Here is a 16501-nt window from a genome sequence, read left to right on the forward strand (position 1 = left end):
AGCGCGTTTCGGAGGGGTCCGTCCCCTTGCGAAGTTTCCCGATTCAAAGGCAGTGTCGCCGCCGGAGCTTTGAATGGACGGTATGGTCCCCCAGCAGCGCCTTTCCCTGCGCCGATTTTCTCTGGCGCAGGTGGCGAGTGCCTTCGAGCGGAGCCATTTCAGGCTCTGCCTTCTTCTCGTTCTCCTCTCCCTGGTCTGCTTCCTGCCCGGCTTTACGTCCCTCCATCCGATGGACAGGGATGAGCCGCGCTATGCGCAGGCTTCCAAGCAGATGCTCGAAACCCACGAGTTCGTGGACGTCCGCTTCCAGGACGAGGCGCGTTACAAGAAGCCGGTCGGGATCTACTGGCTCCAGAGTGCCAGCGTGGCCGTGGGGGAGGCTCTCGGAGTGTCCGAGGCGCGGACGACCATTGCTCTTTATAGGATTCCGTCCCTCCTCGGCGCCCTCGCGACCGTACTTCTGACCTATTGGGCAGCGCTGGCGTTTCTCGGGCGACGAGGCGCCTTTCTGGTTGCTGCCCTCATGGCCACCTCCATCATTCTCATGGTCGAGGCGCGGCTGGCGAAGACCGATGCGGCGCTCGCGGCCTGCTCCGTGGCAGTCATGGGCGGTCTGGCACGAGCCTATTTCGGGCGAGGGGCGGGCGTTCTGCCGAAGCGGGCTCTCATGATTTTCTGGGCCGGTTTCGCGGCCGGGATCCTGATCAAGGGGCCGCTCGTCCTGATGTTCGCGGGGCTGACGGCCGCGATTCTGTCCTATCGGGAACGGTCGTTCCGCTGGCTGCTGACCTTGCGGCCAGGGCTCGGCGCGGCGTTCACGCTCCTGGTGGTCCTGCCCTGGTTTATTGCGATTGCACTCAAATCGGGCGGCGCCTTCTATTCCGAGGCGGTCGGTCACGACATGCTGGGCAAGGTCGGTACGGCCCAGCGTTATCACTGGGCACCGCCGGGTTTCTATCTTCTGGCCTTCTTCGCTACGTTCTGGCCCGGTGCCATCTTCGCGGCAGCCGCAGTGCCTTTCGCTTGGCGCCATCGGCGCGAGGATGCCATCGCCTTCTGCCTCGCCTGGATCGTTCCCTCCTGGCTCGTCTTCGAGGCTGTTCCAACGAAGTTGCCACATTACGTCATGCCGCTTTACCCGGCGATCGCCATCATCACGGTGATCGCGATCCTGCGCCATTTCGTGGGACCGCACCGCCCTGGGGCCAAGCTTGCGACCGTCCTCATTCCGTTCATTCCCATTGGGCTCATGGTCGGGCTTTCCGTCGTCAACTGGAACTTCGACCACACTCTGCCCTATCGCGGTCTTCCGGCGCTGCTCGCCGCATCGCTGATTGCGCTCTATGCGTGGCGACTCTTCGTGCAAAACGAGGTTCTCAAGAGCCTCGGACTCGGATTCGTCTCCGCGGCATGTCTGTCGGTCGGTGTCTTCGGGTTTACGCAGCTCGATCTGCGCTCGCTGAAACTCTCGCCCCGGCTGGCGGAGGCTGCGCACAGCATGACATGCGATCGTCCCGTCGTTGCTACTCTCGGCTATCGCGAGCCGAGCCTGGTTTTCCTCGTCGGAACCGACCTGGAAATGCTGGAGACGGGAGAGGAGGCGTCAAGCTTCCTCAAGCAGGGCGGTTGCCGGATGGTTTTCGTGGAAAAGCGTTTCGAAGATGCCTTCCGGGCGGAAAACCAGCGCATCGGGCTGCAGCCGGCCCTCTCGACCCGGGTGGCCGGTTTCAATATCAACAGCGGACGGCGGCTCGATATCGGAGCCTACGCGGTCGGCCGGTGAGGTCGCGCCGATGACCAGAGGTGGCCCGATGGCCCTTGAACGATGATGGATCCCGTCCCGGCGCCCCGTATCAGTGTCGTCGTGCCCGTGAAGAACGAGGCGCCGAACGTTCTCCCGCTCGTGGAAGAGATCGAGCGCGCATGCGCGCCGCAAGGGCCATTCGAAGTGATCTACGTGGACGATGGGTCCACGGATGACACGACGGCGACCGTTTTGAAGGCCCGTGCAACGCGACCCTGGCTGCGTCTGGTGACGCATGAGGCGAGCTGCGGCCAGAGCGCCGCCGTGCACACAGGCGTTCATGCCGCACGCGGACCGATCGTCGTCACCCTCGATGGCGATGGTCAGAACGATCCGGCTTTCATCCCGAAGCTTGTCGCAGCCCTGAACGATCCCGTTATTGCCCTCGCCGCCGGTCAGAGGGTCGGCCGGAAAGGGGCCTATAAACGCTGGCAATCCCGCGTCGCCAATGCCGTCCGTGGCCGGGTGCTCAAGGATGGAACGCGGGACACCGGCTGCGGTCTCAAGGCTTTTCGTCGGGACGTCTATCTGCGGCTGCCGTATTTCGATGCTCTTCATCGTTTCATGCCGGCTCTCGTCAAGCGGGAGGGCTATGCCATCGCCCATGTGGACGTAGTGGATCGTCACCGCCATGCGGGCCAGTCCAAATATGGAATGTTCGACCGCCTCTGGGTCGGCATCCTCGATCTGGCGGGCGTCTGGTGGCTGATCCGCCGCCGGCGCCGGGTCCCGGTCACTAAGGAGATTTCCTGATGCTGATGCGCCTGTCGCACGATCTCGGCCTCTACCTCTACGACATCGTCGTGGCGCGCTTCGATGTGTGGGCCGCTTTCGGGGTTATCGCTCAGCTCGTCTTCGGGGCGCGCTTTCTGGTGCAGTGGATCGCGAGCGAAAAGGCCGAACGGAGCGTCATTCCGGTCGGTTTCTGGTTTCTGTCCATCTCCGGCGGCCTGATGACGCTCATCTACGGCTTCGCGCGGCGCGATCTCGTCATCATTCTCGGGCAGCTATTCTCGATCTTCATCTATGTCCGCAACCTGATGCTGATCTCAAAGGAAGCGAAGACCAAGGCCGAGGCGCGGGCGAAGGCCATTGCAGAGGCCGAGACGGAAGCCGAAACGGCGGCGGGATAGCCGAGAAGCCAGCCCGTCGCCGAATTGAAATCAGGCGGCCTTGGCGTCCGTTTCGCGAAGGCGCGCGAAGCCGGCATCGAGGTCGCGCTTGAGATCGTCGAGATCTTCGAGACCGATATGGAAGCGCAAGGCGTGGCCACCCGGCACCCACTTGGTTGCAGTCCGGTAGGTCGCGCAGTCGAATGGGATGACCAGGCTCTCGAAGCCGCCCCACGAATAGCCCATTCCGAAAAGGGCGAGGCCGTCCAGCATAGCTGCCAGGGCGCGGTCGGAGCAGGGCTTCAGGATGATCGAGAACAGGCCCGACGACCCCTTGAAGTCGCGCTTCCAGATGTCATGGCCGGGACAGGTCTCGAGCGCCGGGTGAAGAACCTGCGCCACTTCCGGCCGCGCTGCGAGCCAGCGGGCCATGTCGAGCGCCTGCTTCTCGTGCTCGCGCAACCGCAGCGCCATCGTGCGGAGGCCGCGCAGGCCAAGGAATACGTCCTCCGGACCGGGGCACATGGCGAAGGCATCGTACGTATCCCGCAGCGCGCTAAAGCAGCGCTCGTTGGCGGAGACGAGGCCCAGGAGCAGATCTGAGCCGCCGCTCAGATACTTGGTGCCGGCTTCGATCGCGATGTCGACACCGCGTTCATGAGGGGGGAAGAACAGCGGCGTTGCCCAGGTGTTGTCCATGATGACCACGGCGCCGTGCCGGCGCGCCACCTCGGCAATGGCTGGGATGTCCTGCATCTCGAAGGACTGCGAGCCGGGAGCTTCCGTGAAGACAACTGTCGTGTTCGGCCGGATCAGGGTCTCGATTCCGGCGCCGATCAGAGGGTCGTAATAGGTGGTTTCCACACCAAATTTCTTCAGCATTCCGTCGCAGAAAATCCGGGTCGGACGATAGACCGAATCCGTCATCAGGAGATGGTCGCCGGCCTTAAGGCAGGACATCAGCGCGACCGTGACGGCAGCCAATCCGGAGGGTGCGAGTACCGTACCGGCAGCTCCGGACATTTCGGTCCAGGCTTTTTCGAGCGAATCCGTCGTCGGAGTGCCTTTCGTTCCATAGGAATAGCGGCCCCGCCGGTGTAGGAGATCGTCGGTGGTGGGGTACAGGACCGTCGAGCCGCGGTAGATCGGCGTGTTGACGAATCCATGCTGCTCGGACGGGTCGCGTCCGGCATGAACGAGGCGGGTGCGTTCACCCAGATCGGCGAGGTTCGGTGGGGACTTGGTCATGATTTCGGGCGGTTGATGGAGGGTCTCCGATGTGAAGCTCCGCCCCGCTCGGCGTCAACCCCAACCGAAAGTGTCATCCATCAAGACTTGACCAGTGATCAATCATGGAATGTGATAGTTGCGATACCGTATCGCTCGATGACAGGGCGGACCGGTGTGGCAGGGAACTCGGCTGGGCTGCGAACTTTTCGCCGAGCCAAGTCTAACTTTGGGAGACTATATCGACATGAAAAAGGCTATCGCATCGATTGCCTTCGGCCTTCTGACGGCCGGCCTGATCTCGACGGGTGCTTCGGCCCAGGCGACCCTCGCTAGCGTCAAGCAGAAAGGTTATCTGACCTGCGGCTCGAACACGGGCTTGGCCGGCTTCGGCCTCCCGGACGCGCAGGGCAACTGGACGGGTCTCGACGTCGAGTTCTGCCGCGCCATCGCCGCGGCGATCTTCGACGATCCGACCAAGGTTCGCTTCATTCCGCTCGCCGCCAAGGACCGCTTCACGGCGCTTCAGTCGGGCGAGGTGGATGTCCTGTCCCGTAACTCGACCGTGACGATGTCGCGCGACACGCAGCTCGGCCTCGATTTCCCTGCCGTTAACTACTACGACGGCCAGGGCTTCATGGTCCGCAAGAAGCTTGGCGTGTCCTCTGCCAAGGAGCTGAACGGCGCCTCGATCTGCACCCAGCAGGGCACGACGACCGAGCTGAACCTCGCCGACTACTTCCGCGCCAACAACATGAAGTACGAGGTGGTGGCCTTCGCGACGTCGGACGAGACGTTCAAGGCCTATGACGCCGGCCGCTGCGACGCGTTCACGACGGACGCCTCCGGTCTCTATGCCGAGCGCCTTCGCGCCTCGAACCCGGACGATCATATCGTTCTGCCCGAGATCATCTCAAAGGAGCCGCTTGGCCCAGCTGTTCGCCATGGCGACAATCAGTGGGCTGACATCGTCCGTTGGACCTTCAACGCCATGCTCGATGCCGAGGAACTCGGCGTGACCAAGGCGAACGTGGACCAGATGAAGACCTCCGACAACCCGGAGATCAAGCGTCTGCTCGGCACCGAGGGCAAGTTCGGCGAAGCCGTCGGCCTGTCCAACGACTGGGCCGTGCGCATCATCAAGCACGTCGGCAACTACGGCGAGAGCTTCGAGCGCAACGTCGGCGAAGGCTCCAAGCTGAAGATCAAGCGCGGCCAGAACGCGCTCTGGACCAAGGGCGGCCTGCAGTACGGCCTCCCGATCCGCTAACGAATGCGGGGCATGGTGCCCGGATCGCTCCGGGCACCGCTATCGGTCGCGGCGGCTCGATTCGAGCCGCCTCGGTCGGAGAGGGACGGAGACGACCCAAGAACAACAAGTCATAAAGGATGGGTTCGGTGAATAGCGTTGTCAGCCAGGCGGAGCCGCCGAAGAAGTCATTTCTCTACGACCCGAAGGTGCGTGCGGCCTTCTACCAGATCCTTCTCGTCGTTGTCGTTACATACCTGTTCTATAAGGCTGCAACGAATGCCATCGAGAACCTCCAGAGGGCGAAGATCGCCTCGGGGTTCGGATTTCTCGAAAACACCGCCGGCTTCGATATCAGCCAGAGCCTGATTCCGTTCAGTGCAGCCGGCTCGACCTATGGCGATGCCTTCCTGGTCGGGCTCTTGAACACCCTTGTGGTGGCGGCCATCGGAATCGTGTTCGCTACTATTCTCGGCTTTGCGATCGGCATCGCGCGTCTGTCCACCAACTGGATGGTGGCGAAGGTCGCGATGGTCTACGTGGAGCTTCTGCGCAATATCCCGCTGCTGCTGCAGCTGCTGTTCTGGTACATCGCGGTGCTCGGACCGCTGCCGCAGCCGCGCAATTCCCTTGAGATGGGAGGCGGATTCTTCCTCAATTCCCGCGGCCTCTTCATGCCGCGTCCAATCTTCGCCTCCGACGTCTCGGCCATTCTTATCGCGCTGGCGATCGGTGTCGTGGGGGCGTTCGTATTCCGCCATTGGGCGAAGAAGCAGCAGGCGGCCACCGGACGGCAATATCGCGTCGGCCTCGTCACCCTGGGGCTCGTGCTCGGCCTTCCGATCCTGACCTGGATCGTCCTTGCGTTGACGGCGACCAACCCGATCGGTTTCGATCCACCGCGGAAGGGGACCTTCAATCTTCAGGGCGGCATGCAGATCCTGCCCGAATTCGTGGCCCTGCTCATCGGTCTGACCACCTACACCGCTGCCTTCATTGCCGAGGTGGTGCGTGCCGGCATCCTCGCAGTCTCGAAGGGCCAGTCGGAGGCGGCGGGCTCGCTCGGTCTGAAGCCCGGCCAGATTCTTCGGCTCGTGGTGGTGCCTCAGGCGATGCGGGTCATCGTTCCGCCGCTGACCAGCCAATATCTAAACCTGACGAAAAACTCGTCCCTGGCCGTCGCCATCGGCTACCCGGATCTCGTCCAGGTCTTCATGGGCACGGTTCTCAACCAGACCGGTCAGGCCATCGAAGTGGTGGTGATCACGATGGGCGTTTACCTCACTATCAGCCTCGTGACGTCGCTCGTCATGAATACCTACAATCGCCGCGTGGCGATCGTCGAACGGTAGGAGAGACACATGACCACCGCCGTCGACATGTCCCATTACGTCCGATCCGACAAGATCGAAGCGCTTCCGCCGCCGCGGCTGACGCGCGGGCCCCTGGCCTGGATGCGCGAGAATTTGTTCTCGGGCCCGGTCAATACGATTCTGACGCTTGTCGTCCTGTATCTCCTTTACGTGACGATCCCTCCCGTCATCCGCTTTCTCTTCACCGATGCAGTCTGGACGGGTACGGATCGGGCAGCCTGCCGCGAGGATACGGTCGGCCATCCGGTCGGAGCTTGCTGGGCCTTCGTGATCGAGAAGATCAACTTCTTTACCTACGGCTCCTATCCCGCGCCGGAGCGCTGGCGCGTCAACATCTTCTTCCTCTTGCTCGCCATCGGCGTGGGATGGCTACTGTGGCTGCGGGCGCCGCGTCGCGATCTTGGGGCGGTCTATTTCTTCTGGGTCTTTCCGGTTGCTTCCTACATCCTGCTGACAGGGGGAAATGTCGATTTCGGTGGGGGCTTCTGGCTCACGTTCGCGATCGCAGCCGTTGCCCTCGTCGGACTTCTCGTGGCTGCCGCCTACTTCCTTCAGACCTCAATGCGAACGGCCCTGATCATCGGTCTCGGCATCGTCGCGGTGATCGGGATCACGCTCGCATTTATCGAATGGGACTTCGGCCTCCTGCCGGTACCGACAGCCTTATGGGGCGGTATCCTCGTCACTCTGCTGGTGGCCACGGTCGGCATCGTGTTCTCGCTTCCCTTCGGCATTCTTCTGGCTCTCGGACGGCGATCGAAACTGCCGATCCTGCGTCTGGCCTCGGTGATCTTCATCGAGTTCGTCCGCGGCGTGCCGCTGATCACGGTCCTGATCATGGCGAACACGATGCTTCCGCTGTTCCTGCCGCCGGACACAGGTGTTGACCGGCTGGTACGGCCTCTCGTTGGCACCGCGATCTTCGCGTCGGCCTATATGGCGGAGGTGGTGCGTGGCGGATTGCAGGCCATGCCGAAAGGTCAGTACGAAGGCGCCATGTCCTTGGGCTTGAACTATCCGCAGATGATGATCCTGATCATCCTGCCGCAGGCCCTGCGGATCGTCATTCCGGGCATCGTCAATACCTTCATCGGCCTGTTCAAGGACACATCGCTGGTCTCCGTGGTCGGCATCTTCGACCTCATCAAGACCATCGAAGCATCGCGCATCGATCCGAACTGGGCGGCACCGACCATCAGCTACACGGGTTACGCCTTCGCGGCGCTCTTCTACTTCATCTTCTGCTTCGGCATGTCGCGCTATTCGATCGGCATGGAGCGACGCCTCGCAGCAGGCCAGAAACGGTGACATTCATGGCAAATCCAATGACAGCGCAACAGACCCGCTCCGCAGCTAGCCCGTCGGCGGAAGCCGTCGAGATGGTTGGCGTTCACAAGTGGTACGGCGAGTTTCACGTCCTGCGCGACATCAATCTGAATGTGCGCCGAGGCGAGAAGATCGTGATCTGCGGACCATCAGGGTCCGGCAAGTCGACCATGATCCGGTGCATCAATCGTCTGGAAGAGCACCAGAAGGGCCGTATCATCGTCAACGGCACCGAACTGACCAATGATCTCAAGAAGATCGACGAGGTCCGCCGGGACGTCGGCATGGTGTTCCAGCACTTCAACCTGTTCCCGCATCTGACGATCCTCGAGAACTGCACGCTGGCGCCGATCTGGGTCAAGAAGATGCCCAAGAAGGATGCCGAAGAGATCGCCATGAAGTACCTGACCCGGGTGAAGATTCCGGAACAGGCCAACAAATATCCGGGCCAGCTCTCCGGCGGTCAGCAGCAGCGCGTGGCGATTGCGCGCTCGCTCTGCATGAACCCGAAGATCATGCTGTTCGACGAGCCGACCTCGGCGCTCGATCCGGAAATGGTCAAGGAAGTGCTCGACACCATGGTCAGCCTGGCCGAAGAGGGCATGACGATGCTCTGCGTGACCCACGAGATGGGCTTCGCCCGTCAGGTGGCGGACCGGGTAATCTTCATGGATTACGGGCAGATCGTCGAGATGAACACGCCCAACGAGTTCTTCAAGAACCCGCAGCACGAGCGCACCAAGCAGTTCCTCGCGCAGATCCTGCACTAGGTCCAAGCAGTAGTTGGCTGCTTGTCGCGACGCGAGCGAGGTGAGGGAGAAGATCCATGCCGAACCCTGCCTTATGGGGATTGTTCGTCATAGCGTCGGCCGTGTTGCTGCTGACGCCCGGGCCGGCTGTTCTCTATATCGTCGCGCGCTCGGTGCAGCAGGGGCGCGCCGCCGGGCTCGTCTCCGTGCTCGGTATCCATCTCGGCACGATCGTGCACATCACCGCTGCGGCGGTGGGGCTCTCGGCGCTTGTCGTTTCGTCGGCGCTCGCCTTCGCGATCGTCAAGTATCTCGGAGCCGCCTATCTCATCTGGATGGGCATCCGCACCCTGATGGCGAGGGATGCCGATCCCGGCGCCCCTAAGGTGACGGCGGAGCCTCTGAAGCGGATCTTCCGGGACGGCTTCGTGGTCAATCTCTTCAACCCCAAGACTGCGATCTTCTTCCTTGCCTTCCTGCCGCAATTCGTCGATCCGGCGCGCGGCGCGCTACACTGGCAAATTCTCATCCTCGGCCTAACCTTCATGGGGCTCGGCATCCTGAGCGACGGTATGTTCGCGCTCGTGGCAGGGGCAGCTGGTGGCTTTTTGCGTCGCAACAGCCGCTTCCTGCGCCTGCAGCGCTGGTTCGCCGGAACATCGTTCATCGGCCTGGGCGTGACGGCGGCCCTGGCGACGCGCAAGTAGGCGTTTTCGCGCTCGTTAAGCCCTCCGCTGAAATCGACGCTACCGATACGCATGATGCCCGCATCCGGAAGCAAGTGTGGCTCGGATCCGCCAAGAGATATGACGCAAGGCGCTCGGGAAGGCACGCCCTGACATGATGCTGCGCTCTATCGGGACACGAATCCGACAGGTGGGCCGAAATCAAGCCCTCTTCGCGGGACCGGTCTCTACCGGTAGATCCTCGCGTGCGCCCCATTCTGCCCAGGAGCCGTCGTAAAGTGCCTTGGCAGGATGCCCGATGGTTTCCAGCCCGAGCGCCAGAATGGCGGCGGACACACCTGAGCCGCAGCTCGTGACGACCGGACGATGGGGATCGATACCTGCCTCTTTGAACGCCTGCGCAAGTCCGGCTCTGTCCTTGAGGCGGCCGTTCTCGACGATCTGGCTGAAGGGCAAGTTGAGGCTGCCGGGCATATGACCTGCGCGCAAGCCAGGCCGGGGCTCGGGGGCGTCGCCACGGAAGCGTTCGGCGGGACGACCATCGAGAATCTGAGCCGCGTGCGACTCCAGATCCGCTCTTACCTCGTCGAGGCTGGCGACTGCACCGGGGGCGAATGATGTTCTGAAGACCCGCGGCTCGCGCGGTCGGGCCGGGCCGGCTTCGACGGGGCGCCCTTCCGCCTTCCAGGCCGGAAAGCCGCCATCGAGGATCACCACGTTTTGCGCGCCGAAGGTCCGGAAGGTCCAGCGGACACGGGGCGCCGCAAAAAGACCCGCGCCGTCATAGACCACGGTGGTCATGTCCTCGCTGATTCCCATGGCGCCAACCGCCTTTGCGAAATCCTCGCCACGGGGCAGCATGTGCGGAAGTGGGGACTTGGTGTCCTTGACCGTGTCGATATCGAAGCGGATCGCGCCCGGAATATGGCTCGTCAGATATTCGGCCTGCGGATCGCGATTCTGTGTCGGCAGATACCAGGAGCCGTCGACGATCGCGATGTTCGGATCGTTCAGATGGTCTTGCAGCCAGGCGGTAGAGACGAAAGGTTCGGACATGGCGCAACTCGGCGGTTAGGGGGCAATGGATTCCGTTGGTTCAATCCACGAGCGACAGGCGCACGCGGCGGTTTTGCTTGCCCTTCTTCTCGATATCGGTGACGGCGACGGTTCCGATTTCGCCGGTGCGGCGTACATGCGTGCCGCCGCAGGGCTGAAGATCGATCCCCTCGATCTCCACGAGACGGACGCGGCCCGAGCCGCGAGGTGGCTTCACGGACATGGTTTTCACGAGGCCAGGATTCGCATCGAGTTCCTCGTCGGTGATCCAACGCTCGGTCACCGGTGCGTCGCGGGCGATAAGCGCGTTCAACTTGTCGGTGATCTCCGCCTTGTCGAGACCCGCATCGGGAATGTCGAAGTCGAGCCGGCCGTCGCCGTCGCCGATCGCGCCGCCCGTGACAGGATAGGGAAGGACGACGCTGAGGAGATGCAGGGCGGTGTGAACGCGCATGCGCTTCAGCCGCCGCGGCCAGTCGAGAGAAACGTCTACCGTGTCGCCGGGCTTCAGGCGCGCCGCAGCATCCGTGCCGACCAGGTGCACGATCTGCGTCCGGTCGGAGCTGTAGACGGTATTCGTGATGGCGAGGTCGTCGCTTTCGTGTCGGATCGTGCCAACGTCGCCCGGCTGGCCGCCTCCTTGCGCGTAGCAGATCGTCTGATCGAGAATGACACCGCCTTCCGGCGTGACGCTGACCACCTTCGCCTGACAGGTCTGAGCATAAGCGTCATCGCGGAACAGAAGCGTGGTCATCGAGGACTCCGGAAAAGCACCGATTGTCGGCCGTCGTCGCGGCGGGGTGCGGATGCTGGGACGGATGACCCGTCCGGGTCAAGCCGGAATGCGGTCTACTCGGCCTCGGCGCGCAACATACGGAACGCATGGAGTGCCCGCTCGCGGGCCTGCTCGTGATTCACGATCGGCCGCGGATAGGTGCTGCCGAGTTCGATCCCTGCCGGACCGAGAATCTCCTTGGAAGCCTCCCATGGCCTGTGAATGGCGGATCCTGGCAGGCCGGCGAGTTCCGGGACATAGGCGCGGATATAGGCGCCGTTGGGATCGAATTTTTCTCCCTGCGCGATGGGATTGAAGATTCGATAGAACGGAGCCGCATCGGGGCCTGAACCCGCGACCCATTGCCAGTTGAACGCGTTGTTCGCCGGATCCGCATCGAGCAGGGTGTCCCAGAACCAGGCCTCGCCCTGCCGCCAATCGGTCAGGAGGTGCTTCACCAGGAAGGATCCGACGATCATCCGCACCCGGTTATGCATCCAGCCCGCCTGCCAGAGCTGGCGCATGCCGGCATCGACGATGGGATAGCCGGTCCGGCCCTTCTGCCATGCGGCCAGAGCATCTTTGTCGGCGGCCCAACGGAACCGGCCGAATCGGGAATTGAACGGGGCTGTCGCCAGGTTCGGATTGTGAAACAGCTGTTGATAGCAAAAGTCCCGCCATACGACCTCGCTCAGGAATTTTGCCGTGTCGCTCTCCTGGCCGTCGTTGCGGACAGTCGACGCATGCCAGATCTGCCGAGGACTGGTTTCGCCGAAACGGAGGTGAGGAGAGAGGCGGGAGGTGCTGTCCTTGCCGGGGAAATCCCGCTGCCGTGCGTAGCCGGGCAGTTCCGTATTCAGAAAATCGGCGAGTTTCCTTCGCGCGCTTTGCTCGCCCGGATTCCATTCCGCCGCGAAGCCTTTCGCCCAGTTCGGCCGGCTCGGTTCGAGTGCAAGATCGTCGAGTGCCACGCTCGAATCGAGGAGGTCGGCAGGCCATCGGCCAGCCGTGATCGTGCGCGGGGCAGGCAGGGGAGGCGCCACCGATCGCATGGAGACAGCGCGAAGATACGGGGTGAAGACCTGAAAGGGCTTTCCCGCCTGATTCTTGATCTCCCACGGCTCATGCAGAAGCTTGCCGTTGAAAGTCTGAACCGTGATGCCGCGTTCGACCAAATCTTTCTTGATGCCGGTATCGAGAGCAATCTCGGCCGCTTCGTAGCGGCGATTCCAGAAGATCGAAGACGCATGGGTGACTGCGGCGATCCGGCTGACGATCTCGCTTGCGGAGCCACGGAAAAGAAACAGCTTGCTTCCCAATGCTCGCAGGTCGCTGTCGAGGGCGCTCAGCGACCCATGAAGCCACCATCCGGAGGCTTCCCCAAGCGGACGAATCCCCTGCGACGATTCGTCAAAAATGAAGAAGCAAAGAATCGGCGCGCCCGTCGCAGCCGCCGCCGTCAGGGCCGGGTTGTCGGAAATTCGATAGTCGTCTCGGAACCAGACGAGCGCAGGATCGGCCAAACGGGTCCCCTTGATGTCGGAATCGCGTGACGGCGAAGGATATAAAGGCTTGCCTCGATGGCGAGGTCCAGCTGCGGGAACGGGCAGGGCAGCTCGGCAGAGGCATTCTACGCTTGGGATCGCGGCCCTTCGGCCTTTCAGAGGGCGAGGCCATGTTGGCCCGTTGCGAGCTCTCAAGTCTTTGAATTTATTGAGAAGAAATTGGCTCCGGCGGTAGGATTCGAACCTACGACCAACGGATTAACAGTCCGCTGCGCTACCGCTGCGCCACGCCGGAATAAGCCATACCTTTAGCGAAAGGATCGGTTTTCCCTTTCGTCAGCCGCGGGGTCCGGAGATCCGGACGCCGTGTCGGCCCGAGGTGGGGTCGCATATACCACGGGTTCAGCGGGTTGCAAGCCCTTTGCGTCACTCTCGCGACATAAAACGGACAGTTGCTCTTTGAGGGAAACAGACAGTTGCTCTTTGGGCGCGCGCTCTGCTATGGAGCCCCCGTCGCGTTCGCGGCACGCCCCGGATGGCCTCGTGGCGGAGTGGTTACGCAGAGGACTGCAAATCCTTGCACCCCGGTTCGATTCCGGGCGAGGCCTCCATCTCTTTTCTGAGGCAATCCATGGTCGATTTCTCGCAAGCGCGCCGGACAATGGTCGACAGCCAGCTGCGCACTTTCGATGTGAATGACATTCCGCTTCTGGATGCCATGGGTATCGTGCCTCGGGAGCGTTTCGTGCTCCCCGGTCGTGAAGAGCTTGCCTATATTGACCAGAATGTCCTGGTGAGCGACGGCGCCGAGCCGCGCTTCATGCTGACCCCGATGGTTGTCGCCCGTCTGATTCAGGCTCTCGAAGTCGAGCCCGGCGAAAAGGTGCTCGATGTCGCCTGCGGCCGCGGCTATTCCTCTGCTGTTTTCGCCGAGCTTGGCGCGAAGGTGACGGCTCTGGAATCCGATGAGGCGCTCGCTCAGACCGCCCGGCAATGCCTCGAAGGCGCGGGATTCGGTGCTGTCGACGTCAGAGTCGGCCCGCTCGACAAGGGTAGCCCGCAAGAAGGGGGCTACAAGGCGATCCTCATCAACGGTGCCGTCGACGAACGACCTGAAGGCCTCCTGCATCAGCTCGCGGATCTGGGACGGCTTGTCTGCGTCAAGGGTCGTGGGCGCTCTGCACGAGCGATGATCTACATCCGCTCGGGTGACGCATTCAGCGAGCGCAGCCTCTTCGATGCCGCCGCTCCCAGTCTTCCCGCTTTTGAGGCGAAACCAGGTTTCGTTTTCTGATATACCGAACAGTGTCGCTTTTTTGCGCCACATGCTCATTATTCGCTTCTCCGCCGCCTCGTGCGATTGCGGTGGAGCGCCCCTTCAGTATTGTTTCGCTTTGAGTCGTTTTGGTTAAGAAATTCAATGTTAAGGTAAGCGGGTCAACCGCGATGGACCGATAGGCAGGTGGGCGTGAACGAGAAGCGATTTTTCACAAGGGGCCGAATATTCTTCGGTGCCATGACTTCGGTCCTCGTACTGGTGAGTGCGTCGGGCGCGTCGGCGGAGACGTTGGACAGCGCCTTGGCTCGGGCCTACGGTAACAATCCTTCGCTGAATGCGCAGCGCGCCAGCGTGCGCGCGACCGACGAGAATGTGTCCCGCGCCAAGTCGGGCTATCGGCCGCAGGTCAATGCCTCGGCTGATATCGGCCGCACTTATTCGAACATAAAGCGTCCGGCCACGGCGGGCTCCTCCGGGGGGGAGAGCTTTCTGACGCCGCGTGGCTACGGCATCGAGATCGATCAATCGATCTTCAACGGGTTTAGGACCGTAAACTCGGTGCGCCAGGCCGAATCGCAGGTCCTCGGGGCCCGCGAGACCCTCAGCAACAACGAACAGAACACCCTGTTCGATGGTGTGACCTCCTACATGAACGTCCTTCGGGACACCGCGATTCTCGATCTCCAGCGCAACAACGTCGAGGTTCTCGATGAGCAGTTGCGTCAGACCCGGGACCGGTTCAACGTCGGCGAAGTCACCCGGACCGACGTGGCCCAGGCAGAATCTCGTCTGGCGGCTGCCCGTTCTCAGGTAAGCTTGGCAGAATCCAACCTGCGCACCAGCATCGCCCAATATCGTCAGGTGATCGGTGTCGAGCCTCGCTCCCTGGCGCCCGGCCGCCCCTTGGATCGTCTGCTCCCGAAATCAGTCGAAACGGCCCTCAAGGTCGCGCTGAACGAGCATCCGGCCATCAAGGCGTCGCAGCATGGCGTCGATGTGGCTGAGCTGCAGGTCAAGATCGACCAGGGCGCGCTTGCGCCCCAGCTTGGTGTGCGGGGGCAGGTCGCGCAGCGATATGACAGTCAGATCGGCGGAGACCGGATACTGGACGCATCCGTGACCGCTCAGCTGTCGGTTCCGATCTATGACGGCGGCGTCGCCTATGCGACGACCCGGCAATCCAAGGAGACGGCCGGTCAGCGTCGCCTCGAGGCCGATTCGATTCGCGATCAGGTCCGCGCGGCCGTGGTCTCCTCCTGGGGACAGCTGGAAGCCGCTCGGGCGCAGATCGTCGCGGCTCAGGCCCAGATCGATGCTTCGGAAACCGCTCTTAACGGCGTCCGCGAGGAGGCCCGCGTGGGCCAGCGCACGACCCTCGACGTGCTGAACGCTCAGCAGGAATTGCTCACTGCGCGCGTCAACCTCATCACGGCGCAGCGTGATCGTGTCGTCGCCTCATACGCTGTTGCCCAGGCCATGGGCCGCCTGAATTCACGGGCCCTCGGCTTGTCCGTGAATCATTACAGCCCGACGATCCACTACGATCAGGTCAAGGATCTGTGGGGCGGTCTGACCACGCCTGACGGTCGTTAATCTATTCTTAAAAAAGGCGGGCAGCGTTGATTTCCGAAGCGCTGCCTCGCTTGCTTCTGCTCATGTCCATGAAATACTGAACGCCTCTGAAAGCGTTTGATTCTAACCCTTTGAGCGGATGCGGCGTATGAGTGCAGTCAATCCGAAGGCTCAAGAGCCTTCGATGGAGGAAATCCTGGCTTCGATCCGGCGCATCATCGCCGACGATCAGGAAGGACTGCGGGCCGTCGAGGCGAGCCGCGCTTATCCGGAGCCGGTTCCGTTCCGCACCGCGCGTGATTCCGGAGAGCGTTCTTCTCATCCTCAGGTCATCCCCCTCACGGTTCCTGATCCGCAGGAGCCGGAGGATATGCTCGGCCTTCTCGTCCACGGTGAGGCGGCGGAGGACACGCTCCCGCTCGATATCCCTTCTGCTGAGCCTTTCGAGATGGAGGAGGCAAGGTCCGAGGTCTCCGATCTTTTGGATGTGTATGTTGAGTCTTCTGAGCGGGAGACCCGAGGCGCTGGGATGTCGCAGGGGGCTACCGCTCCGGCGGATGGCGAGGACACGCTTCTGTCCGGCGTGGCCGATGCGGCCGTCGCAGCATCCTTCGGGCGGCTTGGCGCGACGCTGACGGCCAAGACTCCGCAGACGATGGAAGGCTTCGTCGCCGAGATGTTGCGTCCTCTCCTCAAGGATTGGCTCGACGAGAATTTGCCTGCCCTCGTGGAGCGACTCGTTCAGGCCGAAATCGAGCGTATTGTCCGCGCGCGTCGCTGAGTTGCGC

The 16501-nt window shown here is 62.3% G+C and carries 15 protein-coding genes and 2 tRNA genes; 12 read left to right on the forward strand and 5 right to left on the reverse strand.

Translation table 11 applies throughout. The annotated features are described in order from the left end of the window. The first annotated feature begins 73 nt into the window (after nt 1-73). From K9B37_RS11050 to K9B37_RS11060, 3 genes are read left to right on the forward strand one after another with little or no spacing between them, the layout of a single operon-like run. Complete coding sequence (locus K9B37_RS11050) at nt 74-1783, forward strand: ArnT family glycosyltransferase (RefSeq protein ID WP_224313140.1); 1710 nt, start codon at nt 74-76, stop codon at nt 1781-1783. 42 nt (nt 1784-1825) lie between these two features. Next, nucleotides 1826-2557, forward strand: a complete 732-nt coding sequence (locus tag K9B37_RS11055; protein WP_224313141.1) for a glycosyltransferase family 2 protein — start codon at nt 1826-1828, stop codon at nt 2555-2557. Beyond that, a complete protein-coding gene (locus K9B37_RS11060; RefSeq protein ID WP_224313142.1) occupies nt 2557-2937 on the forward strand; it encodes a lipid-A-disaccharide synthase N-terminal domain-containing protein in 381 nt (126 codons plus the stop codon). Before K9B37_RS11055 ends, K9B37_RS11060 begins: the two co-directional genes overlap by 1 nt. 30 nt (nt 2938-2967) lie before the next feature. On the opposite strand, the gene metC is transcribed toward K9B37_RS11060, so the two are convergent. Then, on the reverse strand, nt 2968-4164 hold the full coding sequence (metC, locus tag K9B37_RS11065) for a cystathionine beta-lyase (RefSeq protein WP_224313143.1): 1197 nt from the start codon (nt 4162-4164) through the stop codon (nt 2968-2970). A gap of 226 nt (nt 4165-4390) precedes the next feature. On the opposite strand from metC, the gene K9B37_RS11070 reads away from it, so the two are divergent. The 5 genes from K9B37_RS11070 to K9B37_RS11090 all read left to right on the forward strand — a co-directional run bounded on the left by K9B37_RS11070 (nt 4391) and on the right by K9B37_RS11090 (nt 9547). Beyond that, on the forward strand, nt 4391-5413 hold the full coding sequence (locus tag K9B37_RS11070; RefSeq protein WP_224313144.1) for an amino acid ABC transporter substrate-binding protein: 1023 nt from the start codon (nt 4391-4393) through the stop codon (nt 5411-5413). A gap of 119 nt (nt 5414-5532) precedes the next feature. Then, nucleotides 5533-6744, forward strand: coding sequence for an amino acid ABC transporter permease (locus K9B37_RS11075; protein ID WP_224313145.1), 1212 nt, complete (start codon nt 5533-5535; stop codon nt 6742-6744). 9 nt (nt 6745-6753) lie between these two features. Continuing rightward, nucleotides 6754-8073, forward strand: coding sequence for an amino acid ABC transporter permease (locus K9B37_RS11080; RefSeq protein ID WP_224313146.1), 1320 nt, complete (start codon nt 6754-6756; stop codon nt 8071-8073). A 71-nt stretch (nt 8074-8144) separates the two neighbouring features. Further along, nucleotides 8145-8861, forward strand: a complete 717-nt coding sequence (locus tag K9B37_RS11085) for an amino acid ABC transporter ATP-binding protein (RefSeq protein WP_224313311.1) — start codon at nt 8145-8147, stop codon at nt 8859-8861. 56 nt (nt 8862-8917) lie between these two features. After that, nucleotides 8918-9547 carry a LysE family translocator gene (locus K9B37_RS11090; RefSeq protein ID WP_224313147.1) on the forward strand — a complete coding sequence of 210 codons (630 nt, stop codon included), beginning with the start codon at nt 8918-8920 and terminating at the stop codon, nt 9545-9547. Between the two features lie 180 nt (nt 9548-9727). On the opposite strand, the gene sseA is transcribed toward K9B37_RS11090, so the two are convergent. The 4 genes from sseA to K9B37_RS11110 all read right to left on the reverse strand — a co-directional run bounded on the left by sseA (nt 9728) and on the right by K9B37_RS11110 (nt 13157). Next, complete coding sequence (gene sseA, locus K9B37_RS11095) at nt 9728-10582, reverse strand: 3-mercaptopyruvate sulfurtransferase (RefSeq protein ID WP_224313148.1); 855 nt, start codon at nt 10580-10582, stop codon at nt 9728-9730. A 40-nt stretch (nt 10583-10622) separates the two neighbouring features. Then, nucleotides 10623-11336, reverse strand: coding sequence for an alanyl-tRNA editing protein (locus K9B37_RS11100; RefSeq protein ID WP_224313149.1), 714 nt, complete (start codon nt 11334-11336; stop codon nt 10623-10625). Between the two features lie 95 nt (nt 11337-11431). Continuing rightward, a complete protein-coding gene (locus tag K9B37_RS11105) occupies nt 11432-12880 on the reverse strand; it encodes a cryptochrome/photolyase family protein (RefSeq protein ID WP_224313150.1) in 1449 nt (482 codons plus the stop codon). A gap of 202 nt (nt 12881-13082) precedes the next feature. After that, nucleotides 13083-13157, reverse strand: a tRNA-Asn gene (locus K9B37_RS11110). Between the two features lie 242 nt (nt 13158-13399). Between K9B37_RS11110 and K9B37_RS11115 the strand changes: the two genes are divergently transcribed. From K9B37_RS11115 to K9B37_RS11130, 4 genes are all read left to right on the forward strand, one after another. Continuing rightward, nucleotides 13400-13473 (forward strand) — tRNA-Cys (locus K9B37_RS11115). Nucleotides 13474-13493: 20 nt separating this feature from the next. Beyond that, nucleotides 13494-14156, forward strand: a complete 663-nt coding sequence (locus tag K9B37_RS11120) for a protein-L-isoaspartate O-methyltransferase family protein (protein WP_224313151.1) — start codon at nt 13494-13496, stop codon at nt 14154-14156. Between the two features lie 222 nt (nt 14157-14378). After that, a complete protein-coding gene (locus K9B37_RS11125; RefSeq protein ID WP_224313152.1) occupies nt 14379-15734 on the forward strand; it encodes a TolC family outer membrane protein in 1356 nt (451 codons plus the stop codon). 127 nt (nt 15735-15861) lie between these two features. Further along, nucleotides 15862-16494, forward strand: a complete 633-nt coding sequence (locus K9B37_RS11130) for a PopZ family protein (RefSeq protein ID WP_224313153.1) — start codon at nt 15862-15864, stop codon at nt 16492-16494. Nucleotides 16495-16501: the final 7 nt, after the last annotated feature.

Source organism: Microvirga puerhi (assembly GCF_020089865.1).
In the GTDB taxonomy this organism is placed as follows: Bacteria; Pseudomonadota; Alphaproteobacteria; order Rhizobiales; family Beijerinckiaceae; genus Microvirga; species Microvirga puerhi.